Origin of the sequence: Burkholderia cepacia (genome assembly GCF_001718835.1) — a bacterium.
Taxonomy (GTDB): Bacteria; Pseudomonadota; Gammaproteobacteria; order Burkholderiales; family Burkholderiaceae; genus Burkholderia; species Burkholderia cepacia_F.
In genome coordinates this window covers 1,741,560-1,758,277 of record NZ_CP013444.1, presented here as the reverse complement: position 1 = coordinate 1,758,277, position 16,718 = coordinate 1,741,560, and the positions used below count along the sequence as shown (strand labels likewise).

The following is a 16,718-nucleotide window of genomic DNA, read 5'->3' as shown; positions in this document are numbered from 1 at the left end:
CGTGGCATATTCGATGTTGGGGGGGGAATGACGGATGAGATTGAAGCGATCGTCAGGAAAAATATTTCGGGCGTATGCGATTCGTTTGTCTTGAATACAGTGTGTGTCGCGCTTCAGGACAATGGCTTTATTGAGGCTGCAGGACAGAATTTGTCCAGTGTTCAAGCAATTCATCGGGCAAGCGAGCGAATTTGCCCTGAAATTATTAAAAAAGACTTGCGGTTTCAAGACTTTCTGGTTGAGCGCATCATGGTTGCGAGTGTAAGGCCGCAGCGACACTGGCTTATCGAGGCGCTTGGAAATTTAGACTCGTGTGTTGATCGTGGGAATATTTTAAAGCATGCGATTACACCTAAAACGTCTCTGCTAACGTTAATTTGGGGGATTCCGGTTCTCCTTGCTGATGTTGCCTTGGGGATTGGGCCTGACTATATTCGTAAATTTACTGCACATGGGAAGTTAGACAAGCTGCTGCAAGAGCATGTGAATCCAGAGAAAATTAACGTGCGCGTGATATTTGAAGAACTATTGGTTGGAAATGATGGAGTGCCCGCAAAATACCGTCAAGGAGTCGAAGAGGCTTTGAATAGGTGTTGATGCGAGTGGAGTCTCGGCCCGGAGATTACGACGTCTGAGGAAAAATGAGGCGGCTAACGATCATGACTCGATACCTGATTCTCGACGGAGATCACACGACGGTGGCCGGAACGGTCCAAGCCAAGGCTACACCGTTCGCGCTCGACGGCAGGCACATCGCGCACGAGGATGACGATGTGTTTTGCCCGGTGTGTAAGACGATCGGCAAGATTCAATGTGTCGGCCCGCGAATCCCAATGACCGGGCCTGATGGTCGCCGCGTAGCGCTGAGCGACGATCTGTGCGTTTGCAAATGCCCGGTGCCGCCGTTGCTCGTTGCTTCGCAGCATGTCATGTCGATCGATGTCTGATTTTTTGTGATTTAGTATTAGTGGCGATGGCGGTGCCGAACAATAGATCTTAAAAAAACATGAGCGTGTGCGGTGACGGAAAGCACCGGCAGCGTTCACGAGCGGCGTCGGCGCTTGCCACGCAAAATCGACTGGCGCGAATCGTCTGATCATTCATATAATCCCGCCTGCATATTGCAGGCGCATCAAGGCGCACACAGGAGGCGCGGCATGCCGCGCCGAATTCGATTGAATTCCCGTTGAACGCGATGCCAGGCACGGCGCGCTTTGACACGCCGCGTCCGGCGTGTCGGCGTGTTCCCGAACCGGCACGCGCCGCTTTCCGGATTGTTCCGGAAAATACGGTTAATCCGCGGCGATTCCGAACGGTTTCGCTCAATATCCGTTTCATTTCCAATCCGGAAATAAGCGGCGGGAATCATTTCGTTTTCGGCGGTCTGAGCAGCACCGGCAAGCCGTGCGCTGATATCGACACAGTGACGGCGGTCGCCCACGGCTGCCAGGAGACGGACTTGAAACAACCAGAAGACCAGTTGCACCGCGGGCTGGAAGAGCGGCACATCAACCTGATGGCGCTCGGCGCGACGATCGGCGTCGGCCTGTTCCTCGGCTCGGCCACCGCGATCCGCGTCGCGGGCCCGGCCATCCTGCTGACCTACCTGCTGGGCGGCATCGCGATTTTCCTGATCATGCGCGCACTCGGCGAGATGGCGATCGCCAATCCCGTCGCCGGCGCATTCAGCCGCTACGCGCGCGACTACCTCGGGCCGCTCGCCGGCTACCTGACCGGCTGGACCTACTGGTTCGTGTGGATCGTCACCTGCATGGCCGAAATCACGGCGGTCGGCGTCTACATGCACATGTGGTTCCCCTCCGTGCCGAACTGGATCTGGGCGCTCGCGGCGCTCATGGCGATGGGCTCGGTGAACTTCATCGCGGTCAAGCTGTACGGTGAATTCGAGTTCTGGTTCGCGCTGATCAAGATCGTCACGATCGTGCTGATGATCATCGGCGGCGGGTTGATGATCGCGTTCGGGATCGGCAACGGCGGTGTCGCGATCGGCCTGTCGAACCTGTGGGCGCACGGCGGCTTCATGCCGAACGGCATCAACGGCGTGATCGCCGCGCTGCCGATCGTGATGTTCGCGTATCTCGGCGTCGAGATGCTCGGTCTCACGGCCGGCGAGGCGCGCAACCCGGAGAAGTCGCTGACGAAGGCCGTGAACTCGGTGTTCTGGCGCGTGCTGATTTTCTACATCGGCGCGCTGTTCGTGATCATGTCGCTCTATCCGTGGGACCAGATCGGCACGCAGGGCAGCCCGTTCGTGATGACGTTCTCGCGGCTCGGCATCCCGGCTGCCGCCGGCATCATCAACTTCGTCGTCTTAACCGCGGCGCTGTCGTCGTGCAACAGCGGGCTGTTCAGCACCGCGCGGATGCTCTACAACCTCGCGCAGCAGGGCCAGGCGCCGAGCAAGCTCGGCAAGGTCAACCGCAACGGCGTGCCGGTGTACGGCGTGATCGTATCGGTCGCGCTGCTGCTGATCGGCGTGCTGCTCAACTATCTCGCGCCGCAGCACGTGTTCACGTGGCTCACGTCGGTGTCGACGTTCGGCGCGATCTGGACGTGGTGCGTGATCCTGATCGCACAGATGCGCTTTCGCCGCACGCTGTCGGCCGACAGGATCGCGCGCCTGCCGATCCGCGTGCCGTTCTATCCGCTCGGTTCGTTCGTCGCCCTCGGTTTTCTGGTGCTGGTCGTCGTGCTGATGGCGTTCACGCCCGACACGCGCGTCGCGCTCGTGATCGGCCCGGTGTGGATCGTGCTGCTCGGCGTCGCGTATGCGCTGTTCTACGCGAACCGCCCGGTGGCGTCGGTCTCGACGGAATCGTAGGCCGCGCGCCTCTCGTCCGGCCTGCCGCTTGATTTTCATCATGCACGCGCGGGCCGGACGTCCTATGCTGAACGCATCGATTGTCCGCGCTTCGCGTGGCAGCCCGCCGATGCCTGCGATCGTGCGTCAGCGGCCCGATCCGCCGCGCGAAGCCCCGGCGCCGTCCCGCCAAGGACGGCGCGCACGCACGGAGGCCTTCGCCATGCAGCCTGACTCATCCGTCCCGCCGCTCTCGCGACTCGTGCTGGCTGTCGATCCGACGCCCGAATCGCTTCGCGCCGCGCAGTACGTGCGCACGCTGCTGCGTCCCGGCATGCAGCTGCGCGTCGTCAGCGTGATCGACAATCCCCGCCTGCTGCTGCCCGACATCCCGCGCATCGATGCGCTGCTGACGTCCGCGCGCGAGGAAATGGCGCACGATGCGCAGGCCGTGCTCGACCGCATTACGCCGCTGTTCGCCGGATGCGGCGCGGACGTCGAGCAGGCCATCGTCGATACGTCGGTCGCGGGCGGCACGATCGCCAACGCGCTCGTCGGCGACACCGTCGCGTGGCAGGCCGATGCGCTCGTGGTCGGCGCGAGCGCGCATCACGGGCTGCTGCGGCTCGTCGAAGGCGCGATGTCGGACACGCTGACGACGCGCGCGCGCTGCGCGCTGCTGATCGTGCCGGCGAGCTACGAGCGGCCGATGGACGGCCCGCCGCAGCGGCTGATGTTCGCGGTCGACGGCAGCGAGCCGTCGCTGCACGCGTTGCAGGCCGGCATGGCGCTCGCGACGCCGACGACGCTGCTCTACGCGGTGTACGTCGTCGATCGCGCGGTTCGTCTGACGGATATCGTGCCGGTGCGCGCGCTCGAGGACGCGTACCGCGCCGAAGGCGAGGGCGCGCTCGCGCGGGTGGCGGCGCTGTTCGACGGATGCGCGAATCCGACCAAGCGCGGCATCATCGAAACGCACGCAACGAGCGATGACGTCGCGCACGCGCTGATGCGCGACGCCGTGCACTGGCGTGCCGAACTGCTGGTGGTGGGGACGCACGGCCGGCGCGGGCTGGCGGCGCTGCTGATCGGCAGCGTCGCGCGTCGCGTGGCGCATCTCGCCCAGGTGCCCGTGCTGCTCGTGCGCGGCACGGACTGACGCCGCCGGACGGGCCCATTCGGGAGCGTGCGATGAAAACCGACAAGCAACTGAAGCAGGACGTCGAGGAAGAGCTCGCGTGGGATCCGGCGGTCGATTCGACCCGCATCGGCGTCGAGGTCGAAGACCGGGTCGTCACGCTGTCGGGACATCCGTCGAGCGTCGCGGAGAAGGTCGCGGCGGAACACGCCGCGCATCGCGTTGCGGGCGTGAGGGCCGTCGTCGTCGACATGACCGTGCATTTGCCGCATGACGAGCGCCATACCGACGAAGACATCGCGAAAGCGGTGCGCGCCGTGCTGCACTGGACGGCCGGCCTGCGCGACGACGCGATCCACGTGCAGATCGAGAAAGGCTGGATCACGCTGAGCGGCAAGGTCGACTGGGGCTACCAGCGGCAGCGCGCGTTGCGCGCGGTGTCGCAGATGCGCGGGATCGTCGGCGTATCCGATGCGATCGAGGTGGCTGGCGACGTGGTCGCCGGCGACATTGGCGCGACGATCCGCAAGGCGATGCAGCGGCACGCGGAACGCGAAGCGAACCATATCGACGTGATCGTGCAGGACGGCACGGTCACGCTCAACGGCAAGGTCGACTCGTATGCGGAGCGCGAAGTCGCGCGCGGTGCGGCCTGGTCTGCGCCCGGCGTGCGCGTGGTGATCGACAACCTGGTGGTCGAGTAGGCGCGCGCACGCGGATGCCGCCGGCACCGGACACGAACTCTCTGGCACGAGGGTAGGCAGCCGTCGGCTGCCTTGGAGGACGGGCGGGGTGGTTGACCCCGCCCGTTTTCCTGGCCCCGCGCCGACGCTTTTCCTCGTATGTAAACCGGTGACGGCCGAACGCCGCCACGGCGTGCGCATGGCCGCGCGCACGCCTGTCGGCATGACGTCCGCCGTCGATGATGCCGCGCCGCGCGCCGGACCGGCCGGGCCGGTTCGTCAGCGCGGCAGCGGCGGCGTGCGCGATGTCAGGACACGCAGCCCGGACGGGCGCTACGCCGCTGGCGCCCGCCGTGTCGCGCATGCGCGCGGTGGCGCGCCGTCTCGAGGGGGCAGGCGCGGCACGGTGAAAAGCGGCGCGTCCTGCTCACGCGCACGTGCCCGCGGCGCGACGCGCGCCGCACCGGCGACGGCGCGGGCGCAGCCACGGCCGCCTGCTGGCGCAGCGCGGCCGCGAACCGCTGCAACGCGGCCACCGACCCGACGATGCTCTGGTACTTCTCGCGGCCGATCTGTCCGTCGAGCGTCACGAGCAGCCCGGCCTGGCGGGCGAGCGCGAGCAGCGCATCGAGATCGTCGCGGGGCGCCGGCGCGGGTTCCGCGATCGCGCGCGTCGCGCGCCGCTGTCCGTCGCCGTTGGGAAAGTTGCCGAAAGCCATGGGTGGTCTCCTCCGCCTGACCCGCGTGCCCGCTCGACGGCCGGCTGCGCGATGGCCCTGCATGAACGATGTGTCCATGGCATCAGTATCGTGTGGCGGAAGAACGCTTCCAATCAGGGCGCGCTGAAGTCTGCGTCAGGAATTCCGCCGCGCCATAGGAATTTCCTGACACGCGCGCGTCGCGTTCGGCGCGCGATCGCGCGGTTTTAAGCGGGCGATTCACGGCGCAAGCGCCTTGACGCGCCTTTTAGTCCGGTCTAACTTGGTCTTTACGCCGACCGCCGATGCCTGTCCACGACAGGCTCACGCGTCGGCGCCGCGCTTTCGGGGAAGCGTGGTTTCTCATCGGACGATCCGTGCGGCACAAGCCCGCACCGGCCAGGTTGCAGGCGATCCGCCGTCGGATCGCGGCGCTCGACACCCGCGTGACGCCGCCCGCGTCGCTCAGGGTTGTTGATGCCGCGCAAGGGCACGATCGCGCGTCGCGCGCGACGTCGCTGTTCAGTCTTTAGGCTAGGAATACATCCATCTTTATTTGCCTCGACAGTAAGGAGTCCGTCGATGTCACGGGACACTTTGTTGGAAGCGCTAGCGGAAGTTGCCGCGCAGCGGTCGATCAATGCAGACCAGTTGCGCGCCATGATCGACGACGAGGTGCGCGCACTGTCCTCCGACGCACGCGTGCACGACTACATCCACGTGTTTGCGGTCCGGCATCTGCGCGAGCGGATGCGGCAGCTCGACGAGCAGGCGGCGGACGGGCCGCCGGCGCGGCAGCCCGCGGAGCCGGACGTTCAGGCGAGCCGTCGCCTATGACGGGAGGCCGCCTGCATTGCTGACCGAACGGCCGTGACGAGTCGCGCGCGGCCGTCCGCCTGACGATACGCTGACGCAATACGGCCACGCCTTTTCACGAGGGCAGGCAGATCCATGCGCGCACGCGCTGCGCGCGCGTGCGCGCGGATTTCCCCAATCCGGGACCGTATCCGCGCACCCATGCCGCCCGCAATCGCCGGGCACCGGGTTTTTCCCCAATTGATCGATTCGACGCCTGCATGCAAGGCGCGTGCCGTCGCGCGTCAAACAACGAATGGTCTGACGAATTCCACCCTTAAGTAATCGAGAACGCCGCCGTTTACCCGGTGAATTCGTCCACCGGGCGTTCGCGCTCCCTTACCGAGTCGTTGCCATGTTCTCGTCCATCCGCGCCCGCATCCTCGCCGCGTGCGTCGCCATCGTCGTATTCGCGCTCGTCGCCACCACGCTCATCAACTACTTCATCGCGCGCTCGTACAACGACGACGCGATCGACCGCAACCTGACCTCCGTCGCAAGCGGGCACGTGGTCGGGATCGCCGACTGGGTCGCCACCCGGAGCCGGATGATCGCGTCGCTGCAGGATGCCGCGCTGACGCCCGATCCGCTGCCGGTGTTCAAGCAGATGGCCTCGGCCGGCGGCTTCACGAACGTCTACGCAGGCTACGCCGACAAGGCGTTCCACTTCTCCGACCCGACCGGCATCCCGCCCGACTACGATCCGACCGGCCGCCCGTGGTACAAGCAGGCCGCGCAGGCCGGCAAGCCGGTCGTCACGCCCCCTTACGTCGATGCCGGTACGGGCAACCTCGTCGTCACGTTCGCGGTGCCGATCCTGCGCGACGGTACGCTGAAGGGCGTCGTCGCCGCGGACGTCGCGATGGACACCGTGATCGCGAACGTGAAGTCGATCCACCCGACGCCCGCGAGCTTCGGGATGTTGATCGACAGCAGCGGCCATGTGGTCGCGCACCCGGACCCGAAGCTCACGCTGAAGCCGGTCGCCGACGTGTCGCCGGAACTCGGCGCGATCGCGCCCGCGTCGATCGTGAACGCGACCGCGCCGGTCGAGGTGAGCGTCGGCGGCGACGCGAAGCTGGTGCGCGCGCGCCCCGTGCCGGGCACCGACTGGTACGCGCTGGTGCTGCTCGACAAAAACGAGGCGACGGCCGGGATGCGCTCGCTGCTGACCGCTTCGCTGATCACGCTGCTCGTGATCGTCGGCGTCGCGTCGCTGATCATCGGCGCGATCACCGCGACCGCGTTCCGCCGCCTGTCGCAAGTGCGCCAGGCCATGGCCGCGATCGGCTCGGGCGCCGGCGACCTGACGCAGCGCCTGCCGGCCGACGGCCGTGACGAAGTGGCCGACATCGCACGCTCGTTCAACAGCTTCGTCGACAAGCTGAACGACGTGATGCGCGAGATCCGCGATGCGAGCGAATCGGTGCGCACGGCCGCGAACGAGATCGCGGCGGGCAACCAGGACCTGTCGTCGCGCACGGAATCGGCGGCGGCGAGCCTCGAGGAAACGGCCGCGTCGATGGAAGAGATCACCGCGACCGTCGGCCAGTCGGCGGCGGCCGCCGGCCAGGCCGACGAACGTGCGGCTGCCGCGTCGCGGATCGCATCGCACGGCGGTGTGGTCGTGTCGGACGTCGTCGCGACGATGGAGAAGATCGAGGAAGCGTCGGGCCGGATCGGCGACATCATCGGCGTGATCGACGGGATCGCGTTCCAGACCAACATCCTCGCGCTGAACGCGGCCGTCGAAGCGGCGCGCGCGGGCGAGCAGGGCCGCGGCTTCGCGGTCGTCGCACAGGAAGTGCGCAGCCTCGCGCAGCGCAGCGCGCAGGCCGCGCGCGAAGTGAAGGTGCTGGTCGAATCGACGGTCGCGAGCGTGTCGGCCGGGTCCGGGCAGGTGCGTCAGGCCGGCGATACGATGCGCGAGATCGTCTCCAACGTGTCGAACGTGACGACGATCATCTCCGAGATCACGCACGCGGCGAACGAGCAGACGCGCGGCATCCAGGAAGTGAATCGCGCCGTTACGCAGCTCGACGAAATGGTGCAGCAGAACGCGGCGCTCGTCGAACAGTCGACCGCCGCTGCGACCGCGTTGCAGTCGCAGGCGAACGCGCTCGCGACCACGGTCGGGCGGTTCAAGGTCTCCTGACGCGGCGCCTGTCGGACCGGGGCCGGCCGCTCGGCCGGCGCCCGGGGGCGAGCGATCGGCGCGCCCCCTGAGCGCGCCGATCGCACCCGCGATTTCAGCGTGGTGAAATACGCGGCGCAATCCTTTTGCACGGCTGATGGGCCAGTGCGAATAAAGCACCGCCGGCATTGAGCGGTGCGTGAAACAGCAATTGACGCGATCACTGTTTCACTCATGTCAATCGATTCGAAGCCCATTGTCCGTCTGTTCGACGGAACTCGCGGATCATAAAAAAGCGCCTTGGAAACAACGGGCGAATTCCTATACTTCGCGATATTCATCAGTCGCAGCGACGTTCACCCGATCGCATGAGGCGGCACATGGACACGGCTTCCAGAGGCTTATCCATCTTCGCAGACGACGACGCGCAGCGCGTTCCCGATGCATCGAATCTTCCCAGTCGTCTTCATTTCGCACAAACCATTTCCCGTTGCGGTTGACGCACAAGACCATCGACAACACGAGGTCGAGGCCGCCGGGCGTGTTCGGCTGAAACTGAAAAAGGAGGTCAGCGATGAATGCAACTACAAGCAATGATGCTGCACCCGATCAACCGCTCATCGACACAACGCCATACGGATACGGTCCGAACGATTCAATCAGCGACGTCACCGAAATTGCCGCGATTACGCATCACACGTTGAACCTCAACGGAAGGTCGATCGACTATACGGCGCGAGCAGGCCACCTGGTCACGACCGACCCGTACAGCTCACGGCCGGGCGCAAAACTGTTCTATGTCGCGTTCACCGCCGATGAATCGACGCCATCCACGCGCCCGGTCACGTTCTTCTATAACGGCGGCCCCGGATCATCATCGGTTTTCCTGCTGCTGGGGTCGTTCGGCCCGAGGCGGATCAGGACGAGCATGCCGAACTTCACGCCCCCGTCTCCGTATGCGCTGGAAGACAACGCGGACAGTTTGCTCGACCAGACCGACCTCGTGTTCATCGACCCGCCCGGCACCGGTTACTCCACCGCGGTCGCGCCTCACACCAACCAGGATTTCTGGGGCGTGGACCAGGACGCAGGCTGCATCAAGCAATTCATCAAGCGTTACCTGACGGTCTTCAACCGCTGGAACTCTCCCAAGTATCTGTTCGGGGAATCCTACGGAACGCCGCGCACCAGCGTGCTCACGTGGATGCTGCACGAGGACGGCGTGGACTTGAACGGAATCGTGCTGCAGTCGTCGATTCTCGATTATTCGCAGGCGGGCAGCGCGGTCGGCGTCCTTCCGACGTTTGCGGCCGACGCGTGGTACCACAAGAAAGTCACGGTGTCCCCGGAGCCGACCGATCTGCCCGCATTCATGGACAAGGTGTCTGCGTTCGCGAGCGGTCCGTATGCGGACGCATTGGCCGCCTACCCCCAGATCGATGACGGGGTTCTGCGGCATCTGAGCGAGATTCTCGGCATTCCGTCCACGGTCCTCAAGTACTGGCAGCTCAATCCTTCAACGGGAAATGGCGCGTCGTTCCTGACGAGTCTGTTGCTGGACGCCGGTTTGGCTGTCGGCGCCTATGACGGGCGCGTCACCGGGATCGACACCGGCATCGCCCAATTCGTCGCGCCGGATTCGGGCGGCAACGATCCGACGATGGCTGCCGTGAGCGGCGTATACACCGCCATGTGGAACGTCTACCTCAACGACGAATTGCAATACACGTCGGTCGCGCCCTTCATGGACCTGAACGACAAGGCGTTCGCCCATTGGGATTTCAGTCATATCGACCCGACCGGCGCCGAAAGAGGAGGGAGCGGAAGTCTCTACACGGCGGGCGACCTTGCTGCCGCGATGTCCGTCAATCCGTACCTGAGGGTGTTTTCGGCAAACGGCTATTACGACTCGGTGACGCCGTTCTTCCAGACCTTGATCACGTTCCAGGAGATGCCGCTTGCCAGCGCGCAGATCGACAGCAACCTGACGGTCCGCAATTATCCGTCGGGTCACATGATCTACCTCGACAATGAATCGAGAACCGCGATGAAGGCAGATCTCGCGTCGTTCTATGGCGGGGCGGAAACGCATGCCGCGACAATAAGGGCAGCCGGTCTGCCCGCGAGGGCGGCAATCGAGGGCGTTGCGCGATATCGCAGGCGTTCGACCCGCACGCCGTACTGAGCTTCTGACGGAAGCCGCGCGCGGACGCTGGACCGCACAGCGTCCGCCGCGGCGGCTTGCGCGTGCCGCGCCTGTGCAATCGCCGCGTCAGCCCTGATCGTGCGGTTTCGAAGGCGTGTGCGGCGGGCGCTTTTCACGTTCGCCGGACGGCTTCGACGGGTCGATGCGGGAAGCGCCGCCGATCGCCGGCGGGTCGCTGGCGGGAAACGATTCTTCGAGCCCTTCGTCGATGCGTTCTTCCGTCTTGTCTGCGGGCGGCTTGCGCTGCGACGCGAGCAGGCGGGACAGGCCGGCGGCCGTCAGTACGGTGCTGCGGCTGCCGGTGGGATGGACGATCATGGTCGAACCTCCTTCGGTCGATGGACGAATGTTCGCAGGCATCATGCCGAGCCTTCGTCGCGGCGACGGCGTCCAGCCGCGCGGATCGTGACGAAGGCCTCCACACAAAGTCTACGTTACCGGGAGGACCTCTGCTGCGGCGCATGAAAGCCGCGCGGAAAAACCTGCGTCGAAGTGCACGCAGCGCATCGGCAGTTCATGAATTCAGCGTACACTGCATTTCATGCATGCCGCCTGCGGCTTGCCGGTACGGCAAGCGGTGCGCGGCGTTCCCCGGTTTTCATGCAGCCGTCGGATACCGCCTATGGTCATCGCTCGCCAGTTGCTGTCGCCCGGCGCACGCCGGTTCCTTTCCGGTGTGTCGACGGTCGCGGTGCTCATGGCGACCGGCCCGCAAGCCGCACGCGCGCAGACGCCTTCGCCGCTCGGCGAATGGCAATACTCGGCGGGGGTGCCGCTGATGAAGCTGTTCGAGCCGAACACGCCGGACTGGCAAGTCAGTGTCGGCGCCGCGATGACGCTGCAGCCGCGTTATGCGGGCTCCGACCGCTATCGCGTGATGGGCGGCCCGAACCTCGACATCCGCTATCGCGACCTGTTCTTCCTGTCGACGGGCGAAGGGCTCGGCGCGAACGTGCTGCGCGGGCCGAACTGGCGCGTGAGCCTATCCGTCGGTTACGACCTCGGGCGCCGCAGCGCGGACGACCTCGACCACCTGCGCGGCTTCGACAACATCAACGCGGCACCGGTGATGAAACTGGCGGCCGATTACGTGATCTCGAAGGCGTTTCCGCTCGTGCTGCGCGCGGACATCCGGCGCAGCATCGGCGGCTCGAACGGCTGGGTCGGCGATTTTTCCGCGTACATGCCGCTGCCGGGCAGCAACGAGCATTTCTTCTGGTTCGCGGGGCCGACCGTTTCGTTCGCCGATTCGCGCTACATGAACAGCTGGTTCGGCGTGAACCAGGGGGCCGCCGCGCGTTCCGGGCTGCCGCGCTATTCGTCGGGAGCGGGAATCCGGTCGGTGGGCGCGGGTGTGACCATGGCCTGGTTCGTGAACAAGCACTGGTTCGTCACGATCGACGGCGCGATCGAGCAGCTCGTCGGCCGCGCCGCGCGCAGCCCGATCACGCAGCAGTCGACCAACGGCGTGTTCGACATGTCGGTGAATTACCAGTTCTGAACCGGACCGCTTGGGCGGAAGGGGGCCGGAAGGCGATCGGTGCTCTGCGCAAGCGCGGGATGCGTGTCACGACCCGCGGCCGAACGCTTCGCGCAGCTTCTGCTTCGCGCGTTCGAGCGTGTCGCGGCGGTCTTGCGGCAGATGCGCGCCGGCCCGGTTGATATAGAAATTGAGCATCGACATCGCGGACTGGTACGGCGTGCCCTTGCGGCGCGTGCTGCGTTCGGCCGCGCGTTTCAGCGCCTGCGCGACTTCGTCGGGATCGTCGTGCGAGAACGTGCCCGGTTCGAGGTCGAGCGCGTCGCTGTGCTCGGTCACGCGTTGCGACCAACGCTGCGCGGCTGACGGTGCGGTAGTGTCGCGGGCAGGGCGCCGCGTCGCGGAACGGCCGTCTTCACGGGAACTGACAGGCGGGCGGCGGGTAGTCATGGCGAACTCCTTCGGCGCGGTGCGCCGATGTGCGCCGGACGATCCGCGTGCTTCTTGGGTGCGCTGGCCGAAGCCCGTGGGCCGTGGCGCGGTGTGATGCTTTCGATTGTGCGCGCGTGCGATCGGACGAGGCAACCGCGCCACACCCACCGCCAGTTTCACATTTGATATGATACCGACCTGTACAAATGTACAGTGATCGATTCCCGTGACGCCTGCTTCGCCGACGCCCCCGGCGTTTTACTACCTGACCAATTTCGAACGCGCGCTGGCCTGGCTCGGCGCGCGTTACGACGACCTGTTCGACGACAGTGAGCGGGCATTCCTGCAGGCCTTCCCGTCGCTGCCGCAGGCGTCGCGCGCGCTGCTCGTCCGGATGCTGATGCGCAACGGGTCCGATTTCCGCGCGAGCAAGCTCGTGTACGACGAAATCGGCTGCGCGCTCGCCGCGGCCGCGCCGCTCGTCGAACTCGGCTGGGTCGATCCGGCCCCCGCGCTGACGCTCGATGAAATCTTTGCGTTGTGCACCAAGGCCGATCTGCTGCGTATCTTCCCGGCACTCGCCGCGCATGCGGGCGAGCGCAAGCCCGAATGGCTCGAACGGCTGCGGCCCGCGCACGACATGGCCCAGCCGTTCGACGTGTGGTTTTCTGGGGCCGGCCAACCGGGGGCCGGCCATCCGGGGGCCGGCCAACCGCCGCGCGACGACCGCGTGCTGCGCGTGACGGTCGGCGCGCTGTGCGACCGGCTGCGCCTGATGTTCTTCGGCAATCTCCACCAGGACTGGAGCGAATTCGTGCTCGCCGATCTCGGCGTGTTCCAGTACGAAAGCGTGGCGATCGCACCGTCGTCGCGCGCGTTCCAGCAGCGCGGCGACGTCGACGCGTATCTCGCGCTGCAGACGTGCCGCGATGCACTCGATGCATGGCCCGACGATGCGCCGCTCGAAGCCCTCGTCGACGCAATCGGCACGGTCGCCTGCGCGCAGCCCTGGCTCGCGACGCGTCGCGCGAAACTGCTGTTCGCGGTGGGCCAGGCCGGCGAACGCCGTGGCGCATGGCCGCTCGCGCTCGACGCGTATGCGCGCAGCGCCTGGCCCGGCAGCCGCCATCGACGCATCCGCGTGCTCGAGCGCTGCGGGCGTGACGACGATGCGCTCGCGCTGGCGCTCGAGGCGCGCGGCGGTTTCGAGAGCGACGAGGAGCGCCAGCGTGTCGAGCGCATGCTGCCGCGCCTGCAGCGCCGGCTCGGCCGGCGCGTCGAACGCGCGGCCCCGGCGGCGGACGTGCCGCGCGAAACGCTCGTGCTCGCGCGCCCCGATGCGTTCGTCAGTGTCGAATTCGCGGTGCGCGACCATCTCGCGCAACCGGCTTCGCCGGTCCATTACGTCGAAAACACGCTGATCAATTCGCTGTTCGGGCTGCTGTGCTGGGAACCCGTGTTCGCCGCGGTACCCGGCGCGTTCTTCCATCCGTTCCAGCGCGGCCCGGCCGACCTGCACGCGCCCGATTTCGCCGCGCGCCGTGCGGACGCGTTCGCCGCGTGCTTCGCGCAACTTGATTCGGGCGCCTATCGCGACACGATCCGCCGGCATTTCGCGACGAAGGCGGGGCTGCAATCCCCGTTCGTGTTCTGGGGCGTGCTGAGCGACGCACTGCTCGACGAGGCGCTGGCGTGCCTGCCGCCTGCGCATCTGCGGCTGTGGTTCACGCGCCTGCTCGCGGATATCCGCAGCAACCGTTCGGGGCTGCCCGATCTCGTCCGCTTCTGGCCCGGCGAGCGCCGCTACGAACTCGTCGAGGTGAAAGGCCCCGGCGACCGCCTGCAGGACAACCAGACGCGCTGGCTCGCGTACTGCGTCGCGCACGGCATGCCGGTGCGCGTGATCGACGTCGAATGGGCGGGCGACGTCGTCGTGCCCGCCGCCGCCTCGGGGCACTGCGCATGAGCTACGTCGTCGCGGTGCGGGCGATGTGCGAGTTCACCGCGCGGCGCGGCGATCTCGACCTGCGCTTCACGCCCGCGCCCACCGCGCTCGAAGGCATCGCCGGCCACGGCGCCGTCACGTCGAACCGCGGCGCACGCTACGAAACCGAGATCGCGCTGACGGGCACGTGGGGCACGCTCACCGTGCGCGGCCGCGCGGACGGCTACGATCCGGTGGCGAACCGCCTCGAGGAAATCAAGACCTTCCGCGGCAGCCTCGACGCGATGCCGGCCAACCACCGCGCACTGCACTGGGCGCAGGCGAAGGTCTACGCGCACCTGATGTGCGACGCGCGCGGCCTCCCGGAGATCGACGTCGCGCTCGTCTATTTCGACATCGTGTCCGAACGCGAGACGGTGCTGACGCAAACGCTGGGGGGGGCGGCAGACCTCGCGGCGTTCTTCGCCGAGCAGTGCGCCTGCTTCGTCGGCTGGGCCGAACGCGAAACGGCGCACCGCGCGGCGCGTGACGCGGCGCTGCGCGCGCTCGCGTTTCCGCACGGGCAGTTCCGCAGCGGCCAGCGCGAGCTGGCAGTGGCCGTCTATCGCGCGGCCCGCGACGATCGCTGCCTGATGGCGCAGGCGCCGACCGGCATCGGCAAGACGCTCGGCACCGTGTTTCCGCTGCTGAAGGCCTGCGGCGAGGGCGAGCTCGACCACGTGTACTTCCTGACCGCGAAAACGCCCGGCCGCGCGCTCGCGCTCGAAGCGGCGGCGACGCTCGGCGCCGGCACGCCCGCGCTGCCGTTGCGCGTGCTGGAACTCGTCGCGCGCGACAAGGCGTGCGAGCATCCCGACCGAGCATGCCACGGCGAGTCGTGCCCGCTCGCGAAAGGTTTCTACGACCGGCTGCCGGCCGCGCGCGACGCGGCGATCGAGGCCGCCGGGCTGCTCGACCGCGACACGGTGCGCGCGGCGGCGCTCGCGCACGACGTCTGCCCGTATTACCTGTCGCAGGAGCTCGCGCGCTGGTCCGACCTGGTGATCGGCGACTACAACTACTACTACGACGGCAGCGCAATGCTGCACACGCTCGCGCAGCAGAACCAGTGGCGCGTCGGCGTGCTCGTCGACGAAGCGCACAACCTGCTCGATCGTGCGCGCAAGATGTACAGCGCATCGCTCGATCCGTTCGCATTCGCGGCCGCGCGCGAGGCCGCGCCCGCCGCGCTGCGCAAGGCCTTCGACCGGCTCGCCCGCGCGTGGGGCGCGCTGAATCGCGCGCAGCAGACGCGCTACGCGGCGTACCCCGACATCCCCGGTCCGCTCGTGTCGGCGTTGCAGAACCTCGTCGCGACGGTCGGCGAGCACCTGGCCGACGCGCCTCGCGCGAACGGCGACGCGCTGCTGCGGTTCCATTTCGAGGCGATCCAGTTCGGCGTGCTTGCCGAAGCGTTCGACAGCGCGTCGATCTTCGACGCGACGCTGCACGGCGAACCGATGCCGCGCCAGCCGGCGCTCGACGGCGTTGCGTCGGCCGGCCGCCGGCGCCGCGTCCAGTCGACGCTCTGTGTGCGCAACGTGATTCCGGCCGGCTTTCTCGCGCCGCGCTTCTCGGCCGCCCGCGCGACCGTGCTGTTTTCCGGGACGCTGCGCCCGTTCCACTTTTATCGCGACACGCTCGGGTTGCCCGGCGACACGGGCTGGCTCGACGTCGACGGCCCGTTCCGCGCCGAGCAGCTGACGGTGCGCGTCGCGAGTCACGTGTCGACGCGCTGGCGCGACCGCGACCGGTCGCTCGAACCGATCGTGGACCTGATCGCCGCGCAATACGCGACGCGGCCCGGCAACTACCTCGGTTTCCTGAGCAGCTTCGACTATCTGGGGCGCGTGGTCGCGCTGATGCAGGCGCGGCACCCGGACGTGCCCGTCTGGGCGCAGGCGCCCGGCATGACCGAAGGCGAGCGCGACGCGTTTCTCGCGCGCTTCGACGCGGGCGGGCGCGGCGTCGGCTTCGCGGTGCTGGGCGGGGCGTTCTCGGAAGGCGTGGATCTGGTCGGGGAGCGGCTGATCGGCGCGTTCATCGCGACGCTCGGGCTGCCGCAGGTCAACGACGTCAACGAGCAGATGCGGCGCGCGATGGACGCGCGCTTCGGCAACGGCTACGACTACATGTACCTGTATCCGGGCTTGCAGAAGGTCGTGCAGGCGGCCGGGCGCGTGATCCGCACCGAGCACGACGAAGGCGTCGTGCATCTGATCGACGACCGTTATCGGCGGCGTGAAGTGCGCGATCTGCTGCCGCGGTGGTGGCGGATCGGTTGAGC

At 66.8% G+C, this 16,718-nt stretch carries 16 protein-coding genes; 12 read left to right on the top strand and 4 right to left on the bottom strand.

Annotation, left to right across the window (positions count from 1 at the left end; all coding sequences use genetic code 11):
* Positions 1–27 precede the first annotated feature (27 nt).
* Entirely contained in the window at positions 28–597 is a 570-nt protein-coding gene (locus WT26_RS37710) for a hypothetical protein (protein ID WP_155123241.1), read from the top strand.
* Between the two features lie 62 nt (positions 598–659).
* A complete protein-coding gene (locus tag WT26_RS27900; protein ID WP_059880436.1) occupies positions 660–947 on the top strand; it encodes a PAAR domain-containing protein in 288 nt (95 codons plus the stop codon).
* Positions 948–1,132: 185 nt separating this feature from the next.
* Here WT26_RS27900 and WT26_RS37705 read toward each other — a convergent pair whose 3' ends face one another.
* Positions 1,133–1,486, bottom strand: coding sequence for a hypothetical protein (locus tag WT26_RS37705; protein WP_155774701.1), 354 nt, complete (start codon positions 1,484–1,486; stop codon positions 1,133–1,135).
* Between WT26_RS37705 and WT26_RS27895 the strand changes: the two genes are divergently transcribed.
* The 3 genes from WT26_RS27895 to WT26_RS27885 all read left to right on the top strand — a co-directional run bounded on the left by WT26_RS27895 (position 1,460) and on the right by WT26_RS27885 (position 4,663).
* On the top strand, positions 1,460–2,842 hold the full coding sequence (locus tag WT26_RS27895) for an amino acid permease (protein WP_069275168.1): 1,383 nt from the start codon (positions 1,460–1,462) through the stop codon (positions 2,840–2,842). The two genes, WT26_RS37705 and WT26_RS27895, sit on opposite strands and share 27 nt — an antisense overlap.
* A 202-nt stretch (positions 2,843–3,044) precedes the next feature.
* Positions 3,045–3,980 carry a universal stress protein gene (locus tag WT26_RS27890; protein WP_069275167.1) on the top strand — a complete coding sequence of 312 codons (936 nt, stop codon included), beginning with the start codon at positions 3,045–3,047 and terminating at the stop codon, positions 3,978–3,980.
* A gap of 32 nt (positions 3,981–4,012) precedes the next feature.
* Positions 4,013–4,663 (top strand): BON domain-containing protein, encoded by a 651-nt coding sequence (locus WT26_RS27885; protein WP_069274434.1) that lies wholly within the window; start codon positions 4,013–4,015, stop codon positions 4,661–4,663.
* A gap of 287 nt (positions 4,664–4,950) precedes the next feature.
* Here the strand turns inward: WT26_RS27885 and WT26_RS37700 are convergent, their stop codons facing one another.
* On the bottom strand, positions 4,951–5,361 hold the full coding sequence (locus WT26_RS37700; RefSeq protein WP_063801306.1) for a hypothetical protein: 411 nt from the start codon (positions 5,359–5,361) through the stop codon (positions 4,951–4,953).
* A gap of 356 nt (positions 5,362–5,717) precedes the next feature.
* On the opposite strand from WT26_RS37700, the gene WT26_RS37695 reads away from it, so the two are divergent.
* The 4 genes from WT26_RS37695 to WT26_RS27865 all read left to right on the top strand — a co-directional run bounded on the left by WT26_RS37695 (position 5,718) and on the right by WT26_RS27865 (position 10,514).
* Positions 5,718–5,873 (top strand): hypothetical protein, encoded by a 156-nt coding sequence (locus WT26_RS37695; protein WP_155123239.1) that lies wholly within the window; start codon positions 5,718–5,720, stop codon positions 5,871–5,873.
* A gap of 49 nt (positions 5,874–5,922) precedes the next feature.
* Positions 5,923–6,177 (top strand): DUF3562 domain-containing protein, encoded by a 255-nt coding sequence (locus WT26_RS27875; RefSeq protein WP_042587858.1) that lies wholly within the window; start codon positions 5,923–5,925, stop codon positions 6,175–6,177.
* 373 nt (positions 6,178–6,550) lie between these two features.
* Positions 6,551–8,350 (top strand): methyl-accepting chemotaxis protein, encoded by a 1,800-nt coding sequence (locus WT26_RS27870; protein WP_069274433.1) that lies wholly within the window; start codon positions 6,551–6,553, stop codon positions 8,348–8,350.
* A 553-nt stretch (positions 8,351–8,903) separates the two neighbouring features.
* Positions 8,904–10,514, top strand: a complete 1,611-nt coding sequence (locus WT26_RS27865) for a S10 family peptidase (protein ID WP_069274432.1) — start codon at positions 8,904–8,906, stop codon at positions 10,512–10,514.
* A gap of 87 nt (positions 10,515–10,601) precedes the next feature.
* On the opposite strand, the gene WT26_RS27860 is transcribed toward WT26_RS27865, so the two are convergent.
* Entirely contained in the window at positions 10,602–10,853 is a 252-nt protein-coding gene (locus WT26_RS27860) for a hypothetical protein (protein WP_042587861.1), read from the bottom strand.
* 304 nt (positions 10,854–11,157) lie between these two features.
* Here WT26_RS27860 and WT26_RS27855 point away from each other — a divergent pair, with 304 nt between their 5' ends.
* Positions 11,158–12,036 (top strand): MipA/OmpV family protein, encoded by an 879-nt coding sequence (locus WT26_RS27855; protein WP_069274431.1) that lies wholly within the window; start codon positions 11,158–11,160, stop codon positions 12,034–12,036.
* A 66-nt stretch (positions 12,037–12,102) separates the two neighbouring features.
* Here the strand turns inward: WT26_RS27855 and WT26_RS27850 are convergent, their stop codons facing one another.
* Complete coding sequence (locus WT26_RS27850) at positions 12,103–12,465, bottom strand: DUF3175 domain-containing protein (RefSeq protein WP_059490449.1); 363 nt, start codon at positions 12,463–12,465, stop codon at positions 12,103–12,105.
* A 208-nt stretch (positions 12,466–12,673) separates the two neighbouring features.
* On the opposite strand from WT26_RS27850, the gene WT26_RS27845 reads away from it, so the two are divergent.
* Together WT26_RS27845 and WT26_RS27840 are read left to right on the top strand one after the other, a co-directional pair.
* On the top strand, positions 12,674–14,413 hold the full coding sequence (locus tag WT26_RS27845; protein WP_069274430.1) for a VRR-NUC domain-containing protein: 1,740 nt from the start codon (positions 12,674–12,676) through the stop codon (positions 14,411–14,413).
* On the top strand, positions 14,410–16,716 hold the full coding sequence (locus WT26_RS27840) for an ATP-dependent DNA helicase (protein WP_069275166.1): 2,307 nt from the start codon (positions 14,410–14,412) through the stop codon (positions 16,714–16,716). The genes WT26_RS27845 and WT26_RS27840 overlap by 4 nt, the downstream gene beginning before the upstream one ends.
* The last annotated feature ends 2 nt before the right edge of the window (positions 16,717–16,718 follow it).